This is a genomic window from Acinetobacter sp. YH12045, assembly GCF_013419925.1.
Classification (GTDB): domain Bacteria; phylum Pseudomonadota; class Gammaproteobacteria; order Pseudomonadales; family Moraxellaceae; genus Acinetobacter; species Acinetobacter amyesii.
Genome location: NZ_VOZE01000012.1, coordinates 40,718 through 63,660, shown reverse-complemented (window position 1 = coordinate 63,660; position 22,943 = coordinate 40,718). Strand labels below are relative to the sequence as shown.

Sequence of the window (22,943 nt, the reverse complement as noted above, 5' to 3'; positions counted from 1 at the left end):
AATAAACTTAGCGTTTATCGAGTGGTACCCAATCAATCACCCACGCAGATTTCATATTCAAACTTGCATCTGAATTGATCTTTTTACGTGTTGCGTCCGCAGCATCACGGTCCTTCGAAGGGCCAACCATAATACGAATGCCTTTAGATGTCGGACTCTTCGTCACTTTATAGCCTTTTGCACGTAATTTTGCAGCGACAGCATCTGCATTGGCTTCATTGGCAGCCAGTGCAACTTGTACCATCCATTGCTTATCGCCATTTTCCAACAGATCACGTGCTTTTTCAGCTTCAGCTTTTTTCTTAGCTTCTGCTTTACGCTTTTCTTCTGCCTTGTGTTTTTCTTCGGCTTTACGCTTTTCTTCAGCTTGTTGCTTCGCTTCGGCTGCTTTCTTATCTGCTGCTTTCTTATCTGCTGCTTTTTTCTCAGCTTCAGCATGTGCTTTACGTTCAGCTTCTTTTTGAGCATCCGCTTTACGTTTTGCTTCGGCTTTTTGTTTATCTGCTGCGATACGTGCCTGATCAGCCTTTTGCTGCGCCGACTGAGTCTCTAACTTTTTTTGAGCCGCCAACTTATCCTCAGCTAAACGCTTTTGCTTAGCTTTTTCATCTTCAACCAATTCGGGAGGAATATTATCCGAACTTTGTTGAGCTGAACGATGTGCGTTTAAAGCCGCATATTCTTCTGCTGCTTTACGTGCTGCATCCGCTTCCGCTTGTTGTTGCATCGCTAAAAATTCTGCTGCACGTGCTTCTTGCTCCGCAACCGATTTTTCACGGGTACGTCTTTGTTCTTCGAGCAAGCGCTTTTCAGTTTCAACATCAACAGTCAATGATGACATTTTACCCGCACCCTGACCTTGTTGCTCAACTTGAGCCATTTCAGGGGTTTGGCTTTGATTTTGATGTATTTCTTCTTTGCCTTTAAGTAAAAGTGCGGCCAGCAGTACACCACCACCTAATAAAACAACACCACCCATCCAGCGTTGTTTGTTATTCATTGACATTCTTCCAGATACTCCCATACCGCTTCTAAGGTATGAAATGAACCACATACCAGAATCAGCTGATTATTCTTTGTTTCTTCCAGCGCGGACTTAAAAGCTAATTGCACATTGTCATAATGTTCTACGACTTGATGCTGCAGTGCGCTATCCAATTGTGTGATAGATGCCGCACGTGGCACATTTAATTGTGCAATTTTCCACATTCTTACCGTATCTTTCAATAAGTTAACGACAGAATTTATGTCTTTATCAGTCAGCATGGAGAAAACGCTGATTACTTCTGTGTATTGTTTATTGTACTGGAGGAAATTTCGCAATTGCTTTAACAAAAATTCAACACCATGCGGGTTATGTCCCGCATCGAAAATCACCGTTTTACCCGCAATTTCTCTAACTTCAAAACGGCCTTGTAACTTGGCATTGATAATCCCCTGAGCGATCGACTGCTGAGAGACTACCAAACCACTGGCCAAGATTGCCGCTACAGCCGTAGAGATATTTTCGAGTGCCAAAGAACCCACGGGTAGTTTTAAGGTTGAACCTGATGAGGCAAACATCCAAGATTGTCCATCATCACTGTACTGATAAAAATAATCACGATTGAGTACATGTAAAGCGGCTTGGCAATCTTCTGCTTTTTGACGAATGGCTTCAGGCAAAACTTGCTGCCCGCCAAAAATTACGGGAATATTCGGACGAATAATTCCTGCTTTCTCAAAAGCAATTTTTTCAATGGTATCGCCTAACCAATCGGTATGGTCTAAACCAATATTGGTAATCACTGCAACATCTGGATCGACGACATTGACCACATCAAGTCGACCACCTAGGCCTACTTCAAGTACCCATACATCGCAATGTTGCTGTTTAAAAATAACAAAAGCGGCCAAAGTGGTCGCTTCAAAAAAAGATAAACTTAATTCACATTCACGACGCGCCTGATCAACGGCTACAAAAGCATCAATCAGGGTTTGGTCGGCCACTTCAACACCTTGAAGCTTTACACGTTCATTGAATCGATAGATATGCGGTGATTGGTAGAGCCCCACGTTATACCCTTGGGCATTTAAAATTGCAGCCAAAGTGGTCGTGGTTGAACCTTTACCGTTTGTTCCCGCGACCGTCAGCACTTTGGCATCAGGCTGGGTTACACCTAGTCGTTCCGCAACAGGAATTACCCGCTCCAGTCCTAAATCAATACCCGTAACATGAACATGGCTCCAATAATCGAGCCATGTGTTTAAAGAATCAGTTGCAAGTGGTGCTGTGTTCAAGGCAAGTTCATCAATTTCGCTACAATACGATAAACTGTATCACGTAATGCATGACGGTGGACAATTTGATCGACTACACCATGATCAAGCAAGTATTCTGCACGTTGGAACGGTTCTTCCAATTTTTCACGTACAGTTTGCTCAATCACACGCTTACCAGCAAAACCAATCATGGCTTTCGGTTCAGCCAAGTGAACATCACCGAGCATTGCCAATGATGCAGTCACACCACCATATACTGGATGTGTCAGCACCACTAGATAAGGCAAGCCTGCATCTTTCATTTTTTGGATGGCAGCAGAAGTACGCGCCATTTGCATTAAAGACAACATGCCCTCTTGCATACGCGCACCACCAGAGGCAGCAAAGCAAATAAGTGGTTGTTTGGATTTAATCGCAAGTTCAGCAGCCTGAACAAAACGGTCACCTACAACAGTGCCCATTGAACCGCCCATGAAATCAAATTCGAAAGCAGTCGCAATCATTGGAATGCCTTTCAGCGTTCCTTGCATCACCACTAAAGCTTCTGTTTCACCGGTTTTTTTCTGCGCTTCAGACATACGGTCTGGATACGCTTTGCTATCTACAAATTTAAGTGGATCTTTGGCTTTAAATTCTTGACCCAATTCTTTTTGTACTTGGTCAAAGAACCAGTTCAAACGATCACGCGCTTTCATTCGCAAGTGTTCATCACACTGAGGACAAACGTAGGCATTAAATGACATCGCAGTACGAGTCACAAGTGCATGACACTCAGGACATTCAATCGTCGGCTCAGTAAATGTCGCCTTTAATGCTTGCTGTTCATCAGGTACATGAATACCTGGTACCGCACGCTCTGTCCATGGCGTAGATGCGCTCAGAATTTTGCCTGTTTTTGCGTCTTGACTCATACTAACTCATCGAGCGCAGCTCGAAGCTCCTTCACTTTATTCACTGTTTCGATTACAGCTTGTTCTGGCGCTAAATTTGCAAATTGTTTAACAAAAGCACTACCTACAATCACCGCATCCGCAGCAATACCCATGGCTTTCGCCGATGCTGCATCACTGATACCAAAGCCAACGCCGACAGGTACCTGAGTATACGATTTGATTTTTTGAATACGTGCCGCAGCTTCAGCAACGTCTAATGTCGCTGCACCTGTCACACCTTTCAAAGAAACATAGTAGATAAATCCACTGGCTTGTTTCACCACATGCTGAATACGTTCATCAGTGGATGTTGGCGCAAGTAAGAAGATTTGATCCATGTCATATTTTTTCAATACTACATCTAGATCTTTTGCTTCTTCTGGTGGAAGGTCCACCAAGAGCACGCCATCTACACCGCATTCATGTGCATAGGCAACAAACTTTTCATAGCCGATTACTTCAACGGGGTTTAAATAGCCCATCAGTACCACGGGTGTTTCTGAATCGTTTTTACGGAACTCTTTCACCATGTTCAAGGCATCTAGAGTATTGGTTCCTGCAGCAAGCGCACGCTCCGCGGCAAGTGCAATAACAGGACCATCCGCCATTGGGTCTGAAAATGGAAGACCCAATTCGATCACATCTACACCTGCCTCAACCATTTGATGTAACAAAGGTACCGTTACTTGTGGATGAGGGTCACCAGCCATAACATAAGAAACCAAGGCCTTACGCTGTTGAGATTTAAGCGTTCCAAATCGAGTGGCTAAACGTGACATAGGGTTATACTTTCCTTGAATGAATCAAAACTATGATGTGGGTTTTGTCGAAATACAAGACATCGCATTGTAACGCTATTTTTTACCCATTGAACAGGGCATACAATCCTCAGTCGGCATTTCTCATGCAAACATAATTTTCCAGAACAACCCGAAAGCATCATTTACCGATATTTCAGTTTTTTTCACAATGATCAAAGATGCCTAATTTTAGGATCTGGCAAAATTATAAGGTTTTAGATTAACTTAATTTTATCATCAAAAAAATGTTAAAAATAACAGGCTTAGCATTTACATTTTAATTTTCCTTAAATTGCAAAACCTGCTTTATACTAGCCGCATACTTTTATTTTTTTATCTCCTATGTCCTCCGATTCACAAGTGAAAGTGCCTGCTCGGGCATTTGCACTGCTCCCGCTTATTGTTTTTCTGACCATTTTTTTGGGCAGTGGTATTTACCATTCCATCATTGGAACTGAGTTTGCGTTCTATCAAGTGAAAGCCCCAGTCGCTGCTCTTCCTGCAATTGTATTGGCAATTTTGCTCTATCGCGGCAAGATAAATGACGCGATTGATACATTTATGAAAGGTGCTAGCCACCCGAATTTGATCTTAATGTTCATGGTCTTTATGCTCGCTGGTGCTTTTGCCAGTGTCAGCAGTGCCATCGGTAGTGTCGATGCAACAGTGCAGTTGGGACTATCGATGATTGCGCCTGAGTTCGTGCTGCCCATGCTGTTTATTATTGCGGCCTTTATTGCCACAGCGATGGGAACCTCCATGGGCACTATTGCAGCCTGTGCACCAATTGCCTTTGGTTTTGCTCAAGTCACCGAAATTGAAGTGGTGTATGCCATTGGTGCTGTGGTCGGCGGTGCTATGTTTGGTGATAATCTGTCGATGATTTCAGATACCACCATTGCTGCAACGAACAGTCAAAAAGTTCAGCTTCGCGATAAATTTAAGGTCAATGTTTGGATTGCTGTTCCTGCATCGATCGTCAGCATTTGTATTTATTTATTCATGAGTCAAGGCTCACAAGCGATTGAACACAAAGCCTATAATGCGTGGCTGATCTTGCCGTATTTAGCCGTATTTATTTTGGCCTTTTCACGTTTGCACGTGCTTGCTGTGCTGACTATTGGTGTCTTACTGTCTGGTTTGATTGGTTTGGTGATTCAACCTGAATTTAATTTTTTAAGCTTAAATAATTCTATTTATGACGGCTTTACCGGCATGTTTGAAGTTGCCCTGCTTTCTATTTTCTTGGGTGGTATTTCTGCCATTATGCAAAAAGAAGGCGGTTTAGAATGGCTGATTCAACGTATTTACAGCATGACACGCTGCTTTAAAGTTGGTGCTGAACGCGCAGGTGAAATTGGTATCAGTTTCTTGGTGATTTTCTCCAACCTATTTGTAGCAAATAACACTGTCGCAATTATTTTATCTGGTGACATGGCACGTGAAGTCGCCAAAGAATATGGTGTAGACCCTAAACGTGCTGCTGCGCTCTTGGATATTTTCTCTTGCGTAGTCCAAGGTCTCATTCCTTATGGTGCACAGCTGTTACTGGCTTGTTCGATCGCAAAACTTTCGCCTGTGGAACTGATTGGTAGTGTGTATTACTGTTGGGTCTTGGCAATCTTTGCCATCCTGGCCATTTTACTTCGGTATCCAAAATTAAAAGCTGCGGCATAAGTTTGGCTTTAAAGAAAAGCGGTCGTTTGACCGCTTTTTTTAATGTTGTTTGAAAGGCTTTTCTTAACGAGCAATCTGCAAGTTTTATTCTAATCTCAAGGCTTTTTTTCGCGCTAATAATGTCTCTCCGCTATATGCCTTAAAAGCACGTGCCAAAGCAGACTGATCTGAATATCCTAACTGCAACGCGATATCCGTCAAATGGGTTTGTTGTGAAAGTAGATATTCACAGCGTTTCATCCGTTCAAGCTCCAAAAGCCGTTTAAACGAGGTGTCTTTCTCCTTTAACTGTCGTTGCAAGGTTCTGACTGACAGATGTAACTCCTCTGCTAACCACTCTATTTTAGGGGCTTGCTGTTTTTGTTTGAGATGATCAGCGATGCATTGTTGCATCTGTAGAATTGGATCTGCATGTTGCGGACGAGCGGCGATCGCCTCTTCGGCCTGACGTAATAACAATTGCATCAGTGACGGATCAGCAAGTTCTGACTTTAAATCCAAACTATCTGCATGAATCACAAATGAATATTTAAGGGTCGAAAATTCCATTTGGCAGCCATAAAACTTTTCATAGTGATAACGTGCCATCCGCGGCGCATGGGCAAAATGAATGCGGAGTAACTTTAAAGAATCTGGAAAAATTTGCTTGGCCAAATGTGCCATACAGGCCATCGTTAATTCATTCACCAAAGCATATTCATCATCATGCTGTGGCCAAGACAGTATAATTTGATGATCTTGATGGCTCATATTCATTGGCACAATTTGCGCCCCATCAATCACCAAACGACTAAATCGCATCACATATTGCAAAGCATCTGCTACGCTATTACTCAGTGTCGCCATATAGCCTAACACCCCAAAATGCTCTGCACGAATATACTTGGCCATTTCAAAGACCAATTGCGGGCAATCCAGATGCTGCTGAGTCAGTTGTATGATGCTGTTAAAAAAAGAATTCGGCGATTGAGAGTCGATTGGCAAAGACAGCACATGCTGAATTTGCGCAGCATACGGCGCAATCCATTCGAGCTGTGTATAGTTTAATTCACGCTCAATTAAGACCATATTCCATAGTTGGAAGTAACCGTTTGGGATCTGAATTTCAGCCATCTCGCCCCTCTTTCTGACCTGCCAATTCTGACATTTTATATTTTCATCATGGCGTAAAATGTATGAAAATTGGCAATATCTGTCAAAACAAAGTGCAATTTCTCCGACATACTGCAATCAATACGACTCGCACAGAAAAAATATCATGAATGCTATCGTCAAATATCAAGTCGAACCCATTGTTCGCACAAAGCTGAATTTTAAGTTAGAAGAAATCCCGCGCTATTGGTTTGGCGGAGACCCCTTTTTAACACGTATGTTTGATGCCTTGAGCCTAACCTTTCCTGATGGCGAGCGCTATTTCATTGAATCTGTACGTCTGTTCCGCAGTCAAATTCAAGACCCTGATTTAAAGCAACGTGTCGCTGACTTTATTCGTCAAGAAGCACAGCATGGTATGGCGCATGACAAAATGAACATGTTAATGAAACAACAAGGCATGCCTGTCGATGCGTTCATTAAACGTCTAAATAAAATTTTTAAATTTGAACTGAGCAAGCGCTCACCTGAATACAACATTGCCATGACGGCTTCTGCCGAGCATTTGACTGCGCTGATGGCTGAAACGTTCTGTAGCCAAAAGTCCGTACTAGAATCTGCGCATCCTTATGTCCGTGCATTATTTATTTGGCATGCGATAGAAGAAATGGAACATCGCGATGTGGCTTTTGATGTGATGAAAGATGTGGCTAAGGTCGATGAAAATTTAAAGAAATTTACTTTGGTCTGGACCAGTGGATTGATGCTCGGCTTTACCTTATACCGTGCCAATGTGATGCTGAAACATGACGGCTTCAGTTTCACTGAACGTTTAAAATTAAATATGAAAGGCTTACCGTGGTTCTTTGGTAAAAATGGCACCCTGACCCGTATGAGCAAGCCATATCGAGATTGGTTTAAAAAAGACTTCCATCCGAGTCAGCATCCCATTGTGCAAAATTATGATCTTTGGTTAAAAACTTATGAAGAAACCAATGATCCAATTCAAGCTGCGGAAGTGTTTTGGCAAGCTGCAAAATAACAACTGAATAAAAAAGCCGCATCGATTGCGGCTTTTTTATTGGCTTAGACTCACCATTTGGCATAGTGCTGCTCAAGCAAACCATATTCATTTAAGAATACAATTTCTTCGCCATCACGTTGAATTGTACCGCTAATTTTTGCCTGCCATTGACTGAACTGACTACCGACCAATCTTAAATTCAGGTTTTCATAGCGCCGCCAACCTGTGGTGACGATCAAATTTAAGCTGTTATCTAATGAACTAATATTCCATTGATTATCGCCTTGTTGCTGAAACAGCACATCAGACATGGGATACAAATGTCCATTGACCCACAGGCAATTTTCATTGCCAAAGCTTTCATTTACACCAGAGGCAAGATTGATCCCAACGCGTCGATTTTGACTATCCCAAAAGTTACACGACAGCCAAAACCATGCGGTTTCAGGACGAAGAAAACCACAGGTATCATCTAAAGACACCAATGTCCGGTCATGGAATTGAATGGTCTTGCCTTGCTTATTGATAAAAAAACCTTCACACCCTAACGTCGTCAATTTTTGAGTATAGGTCCAACCATTAATCCCTGTGGGGCTACACATACTCAGCGGATCAGTCCCCGCACAAAACACTCGAGCGCTCAGTTTGAGTTCGCCATGTTTCGACATTTGAATGTATCGCACACCATTGGCATGCTGAATGTCCAGTTGAATCCCTGACTTGATAAAATGACTTTGATTAAATAAAGGTTGTTCATCTAAAACGGTATTGCGTGATAGGAAATTAATCGAATTCCATTCCAACACTTCATTCGTAATATGATCATACACATAGACAAAACCGTGCCCCGCCCACGCGATATCGGCGATCGCTAGACCAATCGTATAATGTTCATGCTGAATACAACAAAATTTAAATTTTTTATATTTTAAACGCTTACGCCAACCTTCAAGTCGTTTTCCATACGGTGTCTTATATTCATACTTACTTAAATCGATGCGATTGGGAAGTTCACTAAAACGCCCATAATGCGGCTGTCCATTCGGCCGTATTAAATCCATATACGCCATTCCATTGAGGTTTAAGGTCTAAATCCTGAATGTTATTATGCCTATTATTTAACGCCTGAAAAGACAATCCATCTGATTTCAGGCGAATATCACAAAAAAATATAAAAGCTGACATTTCAGCTCTTAATCATCACAAATGTTCATTTATTAAGATGTAATCATTTTTCCATGAATTTTGCTGGCTATACGGCGTTTCAACCAATTCGATATAGCGCCCGTAGACATGATCAATCGCAATACAATCATCGACATCTAGGGTTCGGTCGGTATGTTGTTTTTGCCAATGTGACTCAAAAAAAGCTTTGCCCCGTTGTTTTGCAACGCTGGCATTTTGTCCTGTCACCAAAACATAACGATGTAATTCACCAAATTCGCGGGCATCATATCCCCCGAGATTAATCAGCCATAATTTTTCATCTTCAGCTCGGGGCGCGGCATCACAAAATTGGATGCGATAATGCCGATTTTCAGTGCTGACTGTATGTACTTGTGCCCAAGCATCAATATGTAAGCCTTTTTGCTCACCAAACCATGCCGTTCTCAGTTGTGGATAAACCTCTTCTAATGTGTTACCCACTGCAAGAATGACATCATGCACTTCGATATTTGCTCTTGGATGGCGTCCGCCGAGCATCACCATAAATAAACTGGACACAATCTCCCCCCATATTTTTGACTTCAACTGCCCACATAGGGCTGAAGTAATTTCAATAAAATCACGCCGCCTAAAGAGAGTACTGCATTGTTGACGAAATGAATGAGTAAGACATGCCAAATGTTACGCGTCCACAAATAGATCAGGTTGAGAAATAGACCTGCCGCCATAAAACTGATGGTCGCAATCAAATCGCCATCAAAATTATGATAATGAATCAAGCCGAATAAGATTGAGTTCAGTAAGACCAAAATCACTCGCCATAGCCACGGCTGTACAAAAAGCTTTTGCAGCAAGGTATAGCGGAAAATAATATCTTCAAGCAAAGCGGTAAATAATGGCCCAAGGCTGATGATCAGCAAGCTAAAAAACGCAATCGTATTCGGATCAATAGTTGATTCTTTTTCAATGCTCTCACCAACGGGCAACAGACTGCGTGTAAAAGAAATCACCACTTGTAAGACGACTGCACCGACAACCACCAACAGGCTTGAGCGCCAAAAAGCCTGTTTATACTTTTGCCAGTGTATATACAGCATCATTTTATAGAGCCAACATACGGCAATAAATAAAATACCGCGAAAGATCGAATCACCCAAAGCAACCTGAGCCGAAACACCAAAAAATTGGTCTAAGACATAACTATTGAGCAAGATCAGCGGAAGAATACACAGCGCAAAAGTATCACGCCATTGCCAAGAAATATGGGTTGGAAAGGATTCTGCACGAACCAATTGGGTAAACGTCATTGTTATAAAGTCTTTCTAAAGCAATAAAATTTGCGCAGTATTGTGATTTATTTCACACCTTTATTCTGCATCTGTTTTGTAGAGATTTGCCTCAATAAAATTTTCAGCCCAAAAAAAATCGCGCGGAATTGCTTCTGCGCGATTTTTAATTCACCCTCTCCACTTGCGAACTCAGAATATATTCCGAGATTCTCATCCCAAAGGGAGAGGCTTAAAGGAGTTTACATCTCAACCATTTCCACGCCATCAATGCGGGCAACGGTCATTAAATCTTTATCGCCACGGCCTGATACAGTCGCAATAATGATTTGGTCTTTGTCCATGGTCGGTGCAAGTTTCGTCACATAAGCCATCGCATGTGAGCTTTCCAATGCAGGGATAATACCTTCAATTTGGGTTAAATCACGGAAGCCTTGTAGCGCTTCAGTGTCATTGATTGGCACATAGTTCACACGGTGCATATCTTTGAGGAAACTGTGCTCAGGGCCTACACCTGGGTAGTCCAGGCCTGCAGAGATTGAATGTGTTTCAATGATTTGACCTTGATCATCCGACATCAAGTACGTACGGTTACCGTGAAGTACACCGACATGACCTGCGTTTAATGGTGCAGAATGCTTGCCCGTTTCAATGCCGTAGCCTGCAGCTTCAACACCGTACATTTTCACATCTTCATCATTTAAGAATGGATAGAATAAGCCCATTGCATTTGAACCGCCGCCTACACATGCAACAAGCGCATCTGGTAAACGGCCAGCTTGTTCCTGAATTTGTTTACGCGCTTCACGACCAATAATCGATTGGAAATCACGAACCAATTGCGGATACGGATGCGGACCTGCAACGGTACCAATCACATAATAAGTTGAATCAACATTGGTTACCCAGTCACGCATCGCTTCGTTCATGGCATCTTTCAATGTTTTTGAACCGCTTTCTACAGGTACAACTGTCGCGCCAAGCAAACGCATACGGTATACGTTCATCGCTTGACGTTTTACGTCTTCTGCACCCATGAACACTACGCATTCAAGGCCTAAACGCGCTGCAATTGTTGCCGTTGCTACACCGTGCTGACCTGCGCCAGTTTCCGCAATAATACGTTTTTTACCTGAAAGCTTAGCCAGCAAAGCCTGACCAATGGTGTTATTCACTTTATGTGAACCTGTATGGTTCAGGTCTTCACGTTTTAAATAAATTTGCGCACCACCCAACTCTTTCGACCATCGTTCAGCATAATACAAAGGACTAGGACGACCGACGTAATACGCCAAGTCACGGTCGAATTCTGCCAAAAACTGGGCATCATCTTTCATGCGGAAATAGAGCTTTTCTAAGTCCTTAAGTGCTGCCATTAGAGTTTCTGACACAAAACGCCCGCCATGAATACCGAAATGCCCTTGTGCGTCAGGGAATTGGGTATAGTCAATCTTATTTTGCTGATCCACGATGGACTCCTTGCATAAAGCGTTCTATGAGTTGTTGGTCTTTAATACCTTTTGCCGATTCTACACCACCACTCACATCTACGGCGTAAGCGCCTGTGGTCTGAATCGCATCTTCAATATTGGTCGGAGTTAAACCGCCTGCCAAAATTAAAGGAATATCGAGTTTTGGGAACTGTGCCCAGTCAAAGCTATGCCCTGTACCGCCTTTCAGTTCTGGATGCCATGCATCCAATAGTACGGCGCTTGCCCCAGCCTGTTGAAAGGCTTGGATTTCGGCAATCACATCCAGTTCAGGTTTCATCTGAATGGCTTTATACCAGCGGCGCCCAACGGACTGCGCAATCGTTTGGCACTGTTCAGGGCTTTCATCACCATGAAACTGCAGGATGTCTACAGGCGAATTTTTTAAAATATCCTGTATGTCTGCAGCCGATGCATTCACGAATAAACCGACGGTCTGCACATACGGCGGCACATGCTGAATCAGTTCAGCAGCCTGCACTGCCGTTACACTGCGCGGACTTGGCGCAAAGAATACAAATCCGATCGCATCTACGCCAGCTTGGACGACAGATTGAATATCTTGAATACGTGTAATTCCGCAGATTTTGGCACGGGTTCGCATGTTGTTTTGGCTCTAACTCCGCCCTATTCATAGCCTATCTATGAATATGAAGGCGAATCATTGTAATGCAATTTTCATGCATTGCGTGGATTTTCAGCATGATTGCTGCGCAAAAATAAAAAGCCCTGAATGATCAGGGCTTTTTGAATTATTGAATCAATTATTTCATCGCATAACGTAAAGTTACCCAAGCAGTACGGCCATCTTGGTTATATAAAGTGCTATTGCTGTAGTTTGTCGAATATTCTTTATCAAACATATTGGCAAGCTTGGCTTGAACACTAAATTCAGGCGTTGCTTGATAAGTTACTCGCGTATCTACTGTGGCAAATGAGCCCAACTCATCAGTATTTGCAGCATTGGTATAACGCTTATCTTCGGCATGAACTGAAGCACCGATACTCCATTTATCCATTGTATAATCTGCAGAAGCATTAAAAATTTGCTTTGGCTTTAAGACCAGTTGCTTGCCATTTGATCCTGCTGTCTCATTTTCAGGCTCTTGGTAGGTATAATTGATATTCCAAAGAAAATTATTCAACTGCTGAATGAGTGATAGTTCAGCACCTTTGATTTTTGCCTTATCTATATTGCTTGGAACATAATTCCAAGATGCATTTGGTGCCCATGCGATCATATTTTCAATTTCATTATAGAAAGCGTTTAGCTCCCATTGAACATTGCTCACCACACCTTTGAAACCAACTTCATAGTTTTCAGACTCTTCTGGAACTAATGTCGGGCTTTCACTTCCTGGCCAATACAAATCATTGAATGTCGGGGCTTTGAATGCATTGCCATAGCTGACATAAGTTTGCACTGCATCATTGAAGCGATATCCTAAAGTTGCGCTTCCAGTCGTATGATTACCAAACTGCTCGTTATCATCCTGACGGACTGCACCTTGCACATCGAAGTTACCAAATGAACCTAGATATTGCGCAAAGTAAGCTTTGTTATCACGCTCTTTAACTGCATACGCTTGCGTGCCTGATACTTCATCATTCTGATAATCAAAGCCGAGCATCAAGGTATTTTGTTCATTCAAGTACAGTGTATTCAGCCAAGATAAGCTGTCACGCTGAGTATTAATCACTGATGGATAACCATCTCGGCTATCTAACTTGTCTTCAGAGCGACCTAACTTGACTTGTGTTGTCCATATATCAAAAGGCTTATAGGTAGCACCAATGCTGTAAACATGTTGCTCGATTTTACTATGCACATTTTTTGCATCAATATAAGGAGAACCCCAGTCATCCCTATTATCATATTCATTTTCACCGTCAACGACTAAGACACTTGCATCAACATCAAATTGATCATTGAATTTATGCCCCATACGTAAAGATGCTGACTTGTTTTCATAGCCATCTTTATCAAGGTCATAAGGCTCAGCAATATTTGTCGCATCAATGCCTTGAGTTTTTGTTCCTGCAACATTCAGTGTTGCCCAAGTATCATTTTGGCGAATATTTAAACCAACATTCCCTTGATACGTTTCATGCGAACCGTAGGTTAATGATGCAAATGGTTTTATTCCATTTTGCGTGCCTTTACGTGTAAAGATTTGAATTACACCGCCAATCGCTTCTGAACCATATAAGCTTGAACGCGGACCACGCAGAACTTCAACACGCTCAATCTGATCAATTGGGAGGTGTTCAAAAGCCGTTTCACCAAGCGTTGCTGAACCTACCTTTTGACCATCCACCAAGACTAATGCATGGCGATTGCCTGTACCCCGAATTGAAACACTCGTAACTTTACCTAAACCGCCAGTATTGCTATACGTTACGCTCGGCACAGTACGTAATAAGTCTTGTAATGAATTAAATTGCTTGCGCTCAATTTCTTCACGATTAATGACTGTGACTGCTGCCAAAGTTTTTTGTGCGTCTTGCTCAACAATATTGGCAACCGTGTTGGTAATCACTGGAAGTTGATAAACTTGGTCTGCTGCCATCGCAGCAGAAAGTGGAGATAAAACAAAAAGTGACCCGATAAGAGTCTTAGAAAAAGAATGCATGCTGTATTCCCCGATCGCACCGCCCGTGCGAATAATAAAATGGATAACGCAGGGGGATTCAGGGTCAGCAATGCAAGGCCAATATTGGCGCAATGATGCAATCCCGCTATAACTCCCGCCGCATTATGTATAGGTCTGCATCAGGCCGGTCTCCGGACTTAAGGATTTATCGAAATAAAGCCTATTCACCGTTGCGGGGGCAGTGTCAGATTCAAATCACTTTTCAATGTTTAGACTGACTTCCCAGTTTCACTTCTCAATTAAGGAAGCACCTGAAGCGCAGGCAGATTAATTTCTGCTCCACAGCAAGTCAAGCTGTATATGTACCTATCTTCAAATACCCCATAGTTTCGATTGTTCGATAAATCGGAGTTCTCTATACTTAAGCCATTCACAACAGTTGGCATGGGAAGTTTCCACAACACTGCCCCCGCAACGGTGTGCAAGCAATGCCTTGCCAGTCCGATACCTGCCGACTGTGTTCTATCACTCAATCATTTACGTGGGGTAAATGCATGGAGCTTTGTATGCCTTTTCCTTTTCAGCCGACTGCTCTTGCAGCTGGCATATCTGCCCTTTGTATTTTTAGCTCCCAAATATCTGTTGCAGCAGATTCCATTGCACAACCTAAATTGGACACCATTGTCGTCACGGCAACACGCTCACAAGAAAAATTAGAAAATGTGCCAGCACGTATTTCCATTATTGATGAGTCGCTCATAGATCAATCACCAATTGCATCATTTCCACATTTATTAATGAGTGATGCTTCTATCAATATGGTGCAGCTGGGTGGCTATGGACAACAAGCTTCATTTTTTTTACGTGGCACAGAGTCAGACCACACTTTGGTATTGCGTGACGGTGTCCGTTTAAATAATGATGCCAGCGGTTTAGCGCCAAATAATTTTATAGATACCACAGACATTAAGCAGATTGAGGTTTTAAAAGGCCCAGCATCTGTCCTTTATGGCACCAATGCCATTGGTGGTGTTGTACAAATCATTAGCAAAACCCCTGAAAAAAATGCAGCTTTTATCAGCGCTGAAATAGGTGAAAATCAAACCTATAAAAGTACTGTCGGGGTAGACCTAGCCAAGCAAGGTTTTTATGCGCAAATTCGTGGACAGCGTTTAGAAACCGACGGCACACTGATTCATGAACATGAAAATGCCAGAGCTTCTAGCTTTAATCAAAAAGGCGTGTCTGCCAAATTTGGCTATGAAGAAACACGCTTTGGCACTTCATTGGATTATTCTGAAAACCAAGGTAATGCTCAATATGAGCAATACAGCTGGAATTCACTGCAATATGAGCAAAAGTCGCAAGATTTTAAAAATCAAATTGCAACCCTGAAGTCACGCTTCAACCCCACAGATCAGCTGACCCTGAATGCTCGCGTGTCTTATTTTAAAGATGAGTTGGAACAGCTCAAAATCTTTGAACAGACCCATTATGAATCCACTGAATATGAACTGACCGCAAAACAGCAAATGACGCCGTCTCAGAACATCATTGCAGGCATTACCCATCGGCAGCTAGAAACATCAACGCTAAAAACTGCAGAGTCTTTTCATCAAGACTTAAACAGTACGGGTTATTATCTACAGCACCAATATCAAACTGATAAATTAAAAACTCAAGCGGGTATTCGTCGTGAAGACCATGAAAAATATGGTCAACACACGGTCGGACAAGTTGCTGCGCGTTATTTTTTCACGCCGTTGTTTAGTAGCTATGCCAATATTGGTACAGCATTTAAAGCGCCAACCATGAACGACTTATATTATGGCGACTATGCAAACCCTGACTTAAAACCCGAAGAAAGTCAATCCTATGAAATTGGGCTAGACCTACAAATGACACCACAACTAAAAACTGGTTTGTCTATCTACAGAACTGAAATTGATAACCTTATTGATTCTGATCCCAACAATAACTGGAAGTTTGCCAATATTGATGCAGTGACCATTCAAGGTTCAGAAGTCTATGTGAATTGGAGCAATGAGGCATTTTTTACAAAGGCCAGTTATAGCTACAATCAAGCAAAAAATGATAAAACAGGTTTGGATTTGAGCCGCCGCCCACGTCAAAAACTGGCATTGTCAGCTGGTTGGGCTGATGAACATTATGGGCTGTCAACAACGCTGAGTGCGAACAGCCATTCAGACAGCAGTAATTATGATGAGGATGTGATCCCTGGACATGCTCAGATTGATTTCAATAGTTATTACCAACCCAACGAGCAACTGCGCTTCTTTGGCAATATTCAAAATGTCGGCGATGTTCAATATAAAACGGCTTCTGCTGGCAATTTCGACGGCAAATTCTATTTAAATGGCGGGCGTTTAGCCTCTATCGGCGTCACTGTTAAATATTAATACACATCACTTTATTCAACTTTTAATCAAAAAATGGACAATTAAAATGGGCCACCGTTTAAGTAAAATTTATACCCGCACAGGCGATTCAGGAACGACAGGTTTAGGCGACGGATCACGTATTGCTAAGGATGATTTACGCATTGAAGCCTTAGGCGATGTCGATGAACTCAATTCAAGCATTGGTATTCTGCGTTCGCACATCGCACTTAGCAGTATTGAAGACAAAGCGACTTGGGATAAATCCCTCAGCCTGATTCAGCATTGGTTATTCGACCTTGGCGGTGAAGTCTGCATTCCAAACTTCAACTTGGTACAACCTGTGTCAATTGAGTTTTTGGAAAATGACATTGACCGTATGAATGAAGCGCTGCCAATGCTCAAAGACTTTATCCTGCCATCAGGAACATTGGTGTGCAGCTTTGCCCATCAAGCTCGTGCAGTTTGCCGCCGTGCAGAACGTCGTTTAATGGCTGTACATAACCGTGACCAGAACATTCAAGCGCCGTCATTGCAGCTACTTAACCGACTCTCTGACTGGTTATTTGTCGCATCGCGTACATTACAACGCGCTGAAGGTGGTTCTGAGGTGCTGTGGCAGAAAAATATTAATGACACGATTGATCAATAAGTTTTGGATTCAAGAATTGCTCAAATCCTTTGACCAATTAAAAGTCTATTTTACATTGAAATAAATTGAAACATTTCGTCCGATCATTCTTGTAATTCAAAATGATCGGCTCAAAATAATAGTGTCATCTCCCTGTCATGCTTACAGGACACTATGTTTTTATCTTTCAATTTTGCAGGCCCTTTATGCGCATAATCGGACACCGTGGCGCTCGTGGCGAAGCACCTGAAAACACCCTTGGCGGTTTTCAATATATTCAAGATTTAGGGATTCGTGCTGTCGAATTTGACGTTCGGCAACTGAAAGATCGTGCCCTAGTGATCATGCATGATGACCAATTTATGCGAACGGCAGGTCAAGATAAACATCTATATGAATGCGAAAGTTCTGAACTAGAACCCTATAACCATGCTGTGACTTGGTCAGAATGGAACAAAGTTGAACCGACGCCTATGCTCGAACAAACGCTTAAAATTATTCATAACTTCGATCATATTGAAGTTGAAGTGAAAGCGGTGAAGACACAAGCTGAAGCTGAAGCGCTGACTGAAACATTAGAACAACAACTTCAAGGCTTTGAACATTCCGCTGTGATTACCAGTTTTGACCCTAAAATTCATCTTGCTTTGCAACAGAAAAAATCTAGCTTCAAACGCGGGCTACTGGTTGAAACGGACGTGAAATTTAAAGCGATTGAACAAGCACTCGAATTGGGTTGTATTCAAATTGGTTGGATGAACCAACTCGCCAATTCAGACATTATTCAGGCCACACAGCAGGCAAAATTAAATGTGAGCGTGTGGACTGTCAACGACGTTGATCGTGCTAAACAGCTTAAAGATTGGGGCATTAACGGCTTAATTACCGACTATCCTAAATTGATGATGCAGCATTTTTAATGCTGCTTTATTCCCCTAGATTTGTGTAATGTACTTCTCGATCAACACGTGGCTTTCTCAACTTATTTATTTTCGTTCTAAAACCAACACAGTTTGACCCCGACTGTTTTGCATCGTCATCTGTTTCGCTTGAATTTGAAACCGTGTTGCGGATTGCAATGCATCTGAAAGTTCAGCCTCTTGAGCCAAAGCCGAATCACAACTGAAATAGCCTGCTCGCGCATTCAAATCAATGCTGTGTTTTAAGGTATCAATCACATAAGTGCCACTGATGTTATTACATCCTGTATTACCTTGAATTTGGCGAAATTGTGAACTGAACTGCAAATAAGGTTGATGATGAAAGAACTTGGCTTTTTGCCCTGCAATTTGCACAATCGTCCACGGAATATCTTGTACCCCATCATTCACGCGAATGACTTTTAATGGCTGTTCAACGCTGTTGCCATGTGACTCCCCTTGTGACTTTGTAGTCACCTTCTGCGTCGGAGAACTTTGACAGGCCATGAGTCCCAGACAACTGATCAGAAAGCCGCCCCAGATACAGTGTTTGACCAAAAGCTGCGGATTATTTTGACGATTTTGCTGTTTTTTTAGCATCTTTTTTACCCCACAAAAAGTCAAATAACTTCAGTCGTATTATGTTACTGTTTAGAACAATACAACTGTACAATAACAGTGGTGAAAACGGGTTTTCCCGTGCTACTATTCTGTACGTTTAAAATCCCTTAAAAAATTAATGGGATTTGTCCTATCTATACCTCCCAAGGTTTCAGGAGTGCTGTTGGAGATGAATGCTCCCCTACCCAAAGCCCCAATGAACTGGATTGCTATTTTTGCATTGGTGTTTTTACCTATTGTCGCAGTTATTGCAATTCCGTTATATGCCATTAATCATGATTTTAGTGCCGCTGCTTGGATCAGTATGTTTGTTTTACTGGGTGTCAGCAGTTTAGGTATTACCGCAGGTTATCACCGCTTATGGGCACACCGTGCTTATGAAGCAACCTTGCCTTTAAAAATCATTTTAATGCTCATGGGTACTTTTGCTGTTCAGAACAGTATTTTGTTCTGGGCTTCAGGTCACCGTACACATCACCGTCATGTAGACGATATTGACCAAGATCCATACTCGATTAATCGTGGTTTCTGGTATGCCCATATCGGGTGGATGCTTCGTGATTATCCAGCAGCAGAACCGAACTACAAAAACGCGCCAGATCTTTTAAAAGATAAAGTCGTTTTGTTCCAAGATAAATACTACATTCCATTGGTGATTGCTGTACATGCAGCGATTTTAGTGCCAATTGGTTGGGCTGTAGGCGATATGTGGGGCGTTCTATTATTGGGCGGTTTAATGCGTCTAATCTTGAGCCATCATGTGACGTTCTTTATTAACTCACTGTGCCACATGTGGGGTAAACGTCCATATACTGACGAAAATACCGCGCGTGATAACTTCTGGTTAGCTATTGCTACTTGGGGTGAGGGTTATCATAACTATCACCATATTTTCCAATACGACTACCGTAATGGTGTGAAATGGTGGCAATACGATCCAACAAAATGGTTGATTTGGAGCTGCTCTAAATTAGGCCTTGCCAAAAATTTACGCCGTATTCCTAGCTTTAATATTAAAAAAGCTGAGTTGGCTATGAAGTTCAAGTATGCGGAACAAGACCTTGCGATCTATGGTCTCAACATGACCGATGATATTGCGACCGCTAAGCAACGTATTTCTCAAGAATATGATGCGTTTTCGCAAACTTTGAATGACTGGGCAAAATTAAAAGAACAGGAAATTCAAGCGAAGAAAACAGCAGTTGCTGAAAAAATTCATCAGATGGATGACAAACTCAAACTTGAATTCCTACAAGTTGAACAGCGTTTGTCACAGCACCGTGAAACACTGAATCAATTGATGCGTAATTTGAAAAAGAAAACCGCTTAACTGTTTTAAAGCTCCTCAAATGATAAAGCCTCCCTTGTGGAGGCTTTATTGATTTTAAGCTACAGTTTTTCTATCTGGTCTTTGCTATAGTTTAAACATAATTTGAATTTTTAAAGATCATTATGCTGTTCAATGCCCGCTATAACACCCTGCCACCTCGCCTGTACCATCATCAGCAACCTGTTCCTCTAAAAGGCGCAAAAGCTGGGCATTTTAATGCGGCTCTTGCAGATGAGCTGCAATGGTCGGCAGAAGATCAAGCTGCGTGGGTTAAAATCTGCAGCGGTCAAAAAACCTTTGCTGAATTTGAACCTTTGGCCATGGTCTATGCAGGTCACCAGTTTGGACAATGGGCCGGCCAATTGGGCGATGGACGCGGCTTATTGATTGGGCAAATCATCGATAAACATGGGCAAACCATTGACCTGCACCTTAAAGGCGCCGGCTCGACCCCTTACTCACGCATGGGCGATGGTCGTGCAGTATTGCGCTCGACTATTCGTGAATATTTGGCAGGACATGCGCTGAACAGCTTAGGTGTTGCATCCAGCAATGCGGTGGGTTTTACCAGTTCTGAGCAAGGTGTACAGCGCGAAAAACTCGAGCTCGGCGCGATGATGCTGCGTACATCTGACTGTCATATCCGATTGGGACATTTTGAATGGATCAATCAATATCAGGGTGATTTACTGCCTGAATTCTCGCAAAAATGCATTGAATGGCACTACCCTGAATGCTTGGATGCTGAACAGCCCATTTTGGCTTTTGCCACTCAAGTCATTCAGCGTACCGCAGTGATGATTGCCAAATGGCAGCTAATTGGTTTCGCACATGGCGTGATGAATACTGACAACCTGAATATTACCGGTTCAACGCTAGATTTTGGTCCTTATGGCTTTATGGAGCGCTTCCGTCCAAACTGGATCAACAACCATTCGGATTACCAAGGCCGCTATACCTATCAGCAGCAGCCAAGTATCGGGCATTGGAATCTCTGGCAATGGCTGAACAATTTAGTGCCGCTCTGCCCTGCTGACTATGACAAAGAACAGTGGAAAGACGATCTAGCCAAATGCTTAGAGCATTTTGAACTGACCTTCTTGGAACATTATAAAATGGGCTTAGCTCAGAAAATGGGCCTACCAAGTTTTCATAAAGACAGCTTCGACTGCGCGATGGCCTTTTTACGCATTCTGCAAAACGAACAGCTGGATTACACGCAAAGCTTTATCCGTCTGCAAAATCATGAATATGAAGCCATTAAAGATGACTGCCTTGACCGCCGCGCCTTTGAAAGTTTCTTAACACAATACGAAAGCATCCGTGCGAATCAAGATACGACTGAACTTGATACTGAAATGGCACAGGCCAACCCGCAATATATTTTGCGAAATCATATGGCGCAAAAGGCGATTGAACTGGCAGAGCGTAATGATTTTTCTGAAGTTGAACGCTTATTTACATTACTAAGCCAGCCTTATCTGAAACAGCCTGAACTGGAAACAACAGAAGATTTAGGCCCCTTGCCAAGTGATGTGCCTGAAGTGATGGTGAGCTGCTCGTCTTAAACATTTATCCACAAATTTATGCATCAATCGAAGCAAAATTGTGGATAATTTAGACATTATCCACAATACCGAAATGGATGGACTGTAATGCCGTCCATCCTCTAAAAAATAATGACAAGAAAACGTATCGCTATTTTTAGTTTCGCTATCCTCGTCTGTATTGTCGCTGCCTGCTTTGCCTATCAAAAATTTGAAAAATATCTACCTACACCTGCCAATGCACTGGTCTTTCCACCTGAATTAAGCGACTTGCAAATTCAAAAAATTCGCATACAAACGCCGATCGACAATATTCATGTATATAAAGCTCAGCGTTATTTGGAATTAAAACATCAGGATCAAGTCATTCAGCGTTACCCAATCCGTTTGGGTTTTACTCCGCTTGGACATAAAGTTCAAGAAGGTGATGGCAAAACGCCTGAAGGCAGCTATATGATTGATTGGCGCAATCCGCAAAGTTCATTTTATAAGTCCTTGCATATCTCTTACCCCAATGCGACCGATAAACAGAAAGCTAAAGATTTAGGGGTTTCTGCAGGTGGTGACATTATGATTCATGGTTCGGCGACCAGTTTACAAATGAAAGCTGCACCACAACTGATGACTTATTTCCCACAAAAAGATTGGACTTGGGGCTGTATTGCAGTGCGTAATATTGATATGGATGAAATTTGGCAATTGGTAAATAATGATACCGTTATTCATATTCATCCTTAGGCTTTAACGCTCAGGCTTATTTTGGTTATCCCTTATGATTGCATTACATGCTGTAGCAGCTAAGACGGCCTTAGCCCTGCCTGAAACCACGTGCAGCCAGCCATTTGGTGAAGGCTGTGATGTGTTTAAGGTGATGGATAAGGTTTTTATGCTGAGTTTTCATTTAGAAGGCAAAGCAGTCATCAATTTAAAAGTGCTGCCAGACAATGGCTCAATGCTTAGAGATATTTATCCCTTTATTCGTGCAGGCTGGCATATGAATAAGCAGCATTGGATTTCTGTATTTGCAGATGAAGAATTGGAAGAAGAACTGCTGCAGGATTTGGTGCTAAATTCTTATGAATTGGTGGTGTCGAAGTTAAAGAAAGGACAACGGCAGAGGATTGAATTGCTGAGAAGTGTTTAGATAACACTTCCCTTTCGATCAGATTAT

Annotated in this window: 21 protein-coding genes and 1 riboswitch; of the genes, 9 read left to right on the top strand and 12 right to left on the bottom strand. The window is 42.3% G+C overall.

Annotation, left to right across the window (positions count from 1 at the left end; translation table 11 throughout):
- Nucleotides 1-7 precede the first annotated feature (7 nt).
- From FTU02_RS13470 to trpA, 4 genes are read right to left on the bottom strand one after another with little or no spacing between them, the layout of a single operon-like run.
- The gene (locus FTU02_RS13470) at nucleotides 8-1,000 is read right to left on the bottom strand and encodes an SPOR domain-containing protein (protein WP_180022400.1); all 993 of its coding nucleotides are present in this window, start codon (nucleotides 998-1,000) and stop codon (nucleotides 8-10) included.
- A complete protein-coding gene (gene folC / locus FTU02_RS13465) occupies nucleotides 997-2,280 on the bottom strand; it encodes a bifunctional tetrahydrofolate synthase/dihydrofolate synthase (RefSeq protein WP_180027139.1) in 1,284 nt (427 codons plus the stop codon). The genes FTU02_RS13470 and folC overlap by 4 nt, the downstream gene beginning before the upstream one ends.
- Nucleotides 2,277-3,173 carry an acetyl-CoA carboxylase, carboxyltransferase subunit beta gene (gene accD / locus FTU02_RS13460; RefSeq protein ID WP_111885388.1) on the bottom strand — a complete coding sequence of 299 codons (897 nt, stop codon included), beginning with the start codon at nucleotides 3,171-3,173 and terminating at the stop codon, nucleotides 2,277-2,279. The genes folC and accD overlap by 4 nt, the downstream gene beginning before the upstream one ends.
- Nucleotides 3,170-3,973: a tryptophan synthase subunit alpha gene (trpA, locus tag FTU02_RS13455; protein WP_180157574.1), complete on the bottom strand. Its 804-nt coding sequence runs from the start codon at nucleotides 3,971-3,973 to the stop codon at nucleotides 3,170-3,172. Before trpA ends, accD begins: the two co-directional genes overlap by 4 nt.
- Nucleotides 3,974-4,336: 363 nt before the next feature.
- On the opposite strand from trpA, the gene FTU02_RS13450 reads away from it, so the two are divergent.
- Nucleotides 4,337-5,671, top strand: a complete 1,335-nt coding sequence (locus tag FTU02_RS13450; RefSeq protein WP_180157572.1) for a Na+/H+ antiporter NhaC family protein — start codon at nucleotides 4,337-4,339, stop codon at nucleotides 5,669-5,671.
- Nucleotides 5,672-5,755: 84 nt separating this feature from the next.
- Here the strand turns inward: FTU02_RS13450 and FTU02_RS13445 are convergent, their stop codons facing one another.
- The gene (locus tag FTU02_RS13445; RefSeq protein ID WP_180157570.1) at nucleotides 5,756-6,784 is read right to left on the bottom strand and encodes an AraC family transcriptional regulator; all 1,029 of its coding nucleotides are present in this window, start codon (nucleotides 6,782-6,784) and stop codon (nucleotides 5,756-5,758) included.
- A 145-nt stretch (nucleotides 6,785-6,929) separates the two neighbouring features.
- Here FTU02_RS13445 and FTU02_RS13440 point away from each other — a divergent pair, with 145 nt between their 5' ends.
- Nucleotides 6,930-7,805, top strand: a complete 876-nt coding sequence (locus tag FTU02_RS13440) for a metal-dependent hydrolase (RefSeq protein ID WP_180157568.1) — start codon at nucleotides 6,930-6,932, stop codon at nucleotides 7,803-7,805.
- A 50-nt stretch (nucleotides 7,806-7,855) separates the two neighbouring features.
- Here FTU02_RS13440 and FTU02_RS13435 read toward each other — a convergent pair whose 3' ends face one another.
- The 6 genes from FTU02_RS13435 to FTU02_RS13410 all read right to left on the bottom strand — a co-directional run bounded on the left by FTU02_RS13435 (nucleotide 7,856) and on the right by FTU02_RS13410 (nucleotide 14,363).
- Nucleotides 7,856-8,848 carry a DUF2804 domain-containing protein gene (locus FTU02_RS13435; protein ID WP_180157566.1) on the bottom strand — a complete coding sequence of 331 codons (993 nt, stop codon included), beginning with the start codon at nucleotides 8,846-8,848 and terminating at the stop codon, nucleotides 7,856-7,858.
- Between the two features lie 139 nt (nucleotides 8,849-8,987).
- Nucleotides 8,988-9,512 (bottom strand): DUF1543 domain-containing protein, encoded by a 525-nt coding sequence (locus FTU02_RS13430; protein WP_180157564.1) that lies wholly within the window; start codon nucleotides 9,510-9,512, stop codon nucleotides 8,988-8,990.
- Nucleotides 9,513-9,535: 23 nt separating this feature from the next.
- On the bottom strand, nucleotides 9,536-10,261 hold the full coding sequence (locus tag FTU02_RS13425; RefSeq protein ID WP_180157562.1) for a CPBP family intramembrane glutamic endopeptidase: 726 nt from the start codon (nucleotides 10,259-10,261) through the stop codon (nucleotides 9,536-9,538).
- 221 nt (nucleotides 10,262-10,482) lie between these two features.
- Nucleotides 10,483-11,709 (bottom strand): tryptophan synthase subunit beta, encoded by a 1,227-nt coding sequence (trpB, locus tag FTU02_RS13420; protein WP_180024528.1) that lies wholly within the window; start codon nucleotides 11,707-11,709, stop codon nucleotides 10,483-10,485.
- Nucleotides 11,693-12,334 carry a phosphoribosylanthranilate isomerase gene (locus FTU02_RS13415; protein WP_180085477.1) on the bottom strand — a complete coding sequence of 214 codons (642 nt, stop codon included), beginning with the start codon at nucleotides 12,332-12,334 and terminating at the stop codon, nucleotides 11,693-11,695. The genes trpB and FTU02_RS13415 overlap by 17 nt, the downstream gene beginning before the upstream one ends.
- A 160-nt stretch (nucleotides 12,335-12,494) precedes the next feature.
- Complete coding sequence (locus tag FTU02_RS13410; protein WP_180157560.1) at nucleotides 12,495-14,363, bottom strand: TonB-dependent receptor domain-containing protein; 1,869 nt, start codon at nucleotides 14,361-14,363, stop codon at nucleotides 12,495-12,497.
- 125 nt (nucleotides 14,364-14,488) lie between these two features.
- Nucleotides 14,489-14,654: riboswitch (cobalamin riboswitch) on the bottom strand.
- Between the two features lie 236 nt (nucleotides 14,655-14,890).
- On the opposite strand from FTU02_RS13410, the gene FTU02_RS13405 reads away from it, so the two are divergent.
- The 3 genes from FTU02_RS13405 to FTU02_RS13395 all read left to right on the top strand — a co-directional run bounded on the left by FTU02_RS13405 (nucleotide 14,891) and on the right by FTU02_RS13395 (nucleotide 18,274).
- The gene (locus tag FTU02_RS13405; RefSeq protein WP_180085482.1) at nucleotides 14,891-16,744 is read left to right on the top strand and encodes a TonB-dependent siderophore receptor; all 1,854 of its coding nucleotides are present in this window, start codon (nucleotides 14,891-14,893) and stop codon (nucleotides 16,742-16,744) included.
- A gap of 46 nt (nucleotides 16,745-16,790) precedes the next feature.
- The gene (locus FTU02_RS13400; RefSeq protein ID WP_180085485.1) at nucleotides 16,791-17,375 is read left to right on the top strand and encodes a cob(I)yrinic acid a,c-diamide adenosyltransferase; all 585 of its coding nucleotides are present in this window, start codon (nucleotides 16,791-16,793) and stop codon (nucleotides 17,373-17,375) included.
- Nucleotides 17,376-17,560: 185 nt separating this feature from the next.
- The gene (locus FTU02_RS13395) at nucleotides 17,561-18,274 is read left to right on the top strand and encodes a glycerophosphodiester phosphodiesterase (protein WP_180085487.1); all 714 of its coding nucleotides are present in this window, start codon (nucleotides 17,561-17,563) and stop codon (nucleotides 18,272-18,274) included.
- 66 nt (nucleotides 18,275-18,340) lie between these two features.
- Here the strand turns inward: FTU02_RS13395 and FTU02_RS13390 are convergent, their stop codons facing one another.
- Nucleotides 18,341-18,874, bottom strand: coding sequence for an META domain-containing protein (locus tag FTU02_RS13390; protein ID WP_180085490.1), 534 nt, complete (start codon nucleotides 18,872-18,874; stop codon nucleotides 18,341-18,343).
- Nucleotides 18,875-19,064: 190 nt separating this feature from the next.
- Between FTU02_RS13390 and FTU02_RS13385 the strand changes: the two genes are divergently transcribed.
- The 4 genes from FTU02_RS13385 to FTU02_RS13370 all read left to right on the top strand — a co-directional run bounded on the left by FTU02_RS13385 (nucleotide 19,065) and on the right by FTU02_RS13370 (nucleotide 22,916).
- Nucleotides 19,065-20,225, top strand: a complete 1,161-nt coding sequence (locus tag FTU02_RS13385; protein WP_078191233.1) for an acyl-CoA desaturase — start codon at nucleotides 19,065-19,067, stop codon at nucleotides 20,223-20,225.
- A gap of 122 nt (nucleotides 20,226-20,347) precedes the next feature.
- Nucleotides 20,348-21,793, top strand: coding sequence for a YdiU family protein (locus tag FTU02_RS13380; protein WP_180157558.1), 1,446 nt, complete (start codon nucleotides 20,348-20,350; stop codon nucleotides 21,791-21,793).
- Nucleotides 21,794-21,904: 111 nt separating this feature from the next.
- A complete protein-coding gene (locus FTU02_RS13375) occupies nucleotides 21,905-22,510 on the top strand; it encodes a murein L,D-transpeptidase family protein (RefSeq protein WP_180157556.1) in 606 nt (201 codons plus the stop codon).
- A 34-nt stretch (nucleotides 22,511-22,544) separates the two neighbouring features.
- Nucleotides 22,545-22,916, top strand: coding sequence for an MmcQ/YjbR family DNA-binding protein (locus FTU02_RS13370; protein WP_218956195.1), 372 nt, complete (start codon nucleotides 22,545-22,547; stop codon nucleotides 22,914-22,916).
- The last annotated feature ends 27 nt before the right edge of the window (nucleotides 22,917-22,943 follow it).

Excerpts from the sequence above, each read along its gene's own strand:
- FTU02_RS13470 (WP_180022400.1), bottom strand. The coding sequence starts at position 1,000 with ATGAATAACAAACAACGCTGGATGGGTGGTGTTGTTTTATTAGGTGGT.
- accD (WP_111885388.1), bottom strand. The coding sequence starts at position 3,173 with ATGAGTCAAGACGCAAAAACAGGCAAAATTCTGAGCGCATCTACGCCA.
- trpA (WP_180157574.1), bottom strand. The coding sequence starts at position 3,973 with ATGTCACGTTTAGCCACTCGATTTGGAACGCTTAAATCTCAACAGCGT.
- FTU02_RS13450 (WP_180157572.1), top strand. The coding sequence starts at position 4,337 with ATGTCCTCCGATTCACAAGTGAAAGTGCCTGCTCGGGCATTTGCACTG.
- FTU02_RS13445 (WP_180157570.1), bottom strand. The coding sequence starts at position 6,784 with ATGGCTGAAATTCAGATCCCAAACGGTTACTTCCAACTATGGAATATG.
- FTU02_RS13440 (WP_180157568.1), top strand. The coding sequence starts at position 6,930 with ATGAATGCTATCGTCAAATATCAAGTCGAACCCATTGTTCGCACAAAG.
- FTU02_RS13435 (WP_180157566.1), bottom strand. The coding sequence starts at position 8,848 with ATGGATTTAATACGGCCGAATGGACAGCCGCATTATGGGCGTTTTAGT.
- FTU02_RS13425 (WP_180157562.1), bottom strand. The coding sequence starts at position 10,261 with ATGACGTTTACCCAATTGGTTCGTGCAGAATCCTTTCCAACCCATATT.
- FTU02_RS13415 (WP_180085477.1), bottom strand. The coding sequence starts at position 12,334 with ATGCGAACCCGTGCCAAAATCTGCGGAATTACACGTATTCAAGATATT.
- FTU02_RS13410 (WP_180157560.1), bottom strand. The coding sequence starts at position 14,363 with ATGCATTCTTTTTCTAAGACTCTTATCGGGTCACTTTTTGTTTTATCT.
- FTU02_RS13405 (WP_180085482.1), top strand. The coding sequence starts at position 14,891 with ATGCCTTTTCCTTTTCAGCCGACTGCTCTTGCAGCTGGCATATCTGCC.
- FTU02_RS13400 (WP_180085485.1), top strand. The coding sequence starts at position 16,791 with ATGGGCCACCGTTTAAGTAAAATTTATACCCGCACAGGCGATTCAGGA.
- FTU02_RS13395 (WP_180085487.1), top strand. The coding sequence starts at position 17,561 with ATGCGCATAATCGGACACCGTGGCGCTCGTGGCGAAGCACCTGAAAAC.
- FTU02_RS13390 (WP_180085490.1), bottom strand. The coding sequence starts at position 18,874 with ATGCTAAAAAAACAGCAAAATCGTCAAAATAATCCGCAGCTTTTGGTC.
- FTU02_RS13385 (WP_078191233.1), top strand. The coding sequence starts at position 19,065 with ATGAATGCTCCCCTACCCAAAGCCCCAATGAACTGGATTGCTATTTTT.
- FTU02_RS13380 (WP_180157558.1), top strand. The coding sequence starts at position 20,348 with ATGCTGTTCAATGCCCGCTATAACACCCTGCCACCTCGCCTGTACCAT.
- FTU02_RS13375 (WP_180157556.1), top strand. The coding sequence starts at position 21,905 with ATGACAAGAAAACGTATCGCTATTTTTAGTTTCGCTATCCTCGTCTGT.
- FTU02_RS13370 (WP_218956195.1), top strand. The coding sequence starts at position 22,545 with ATGATTGCATTACATGCTGTAGCAGCTAAGACGGCCTTAGCCCTGCCT.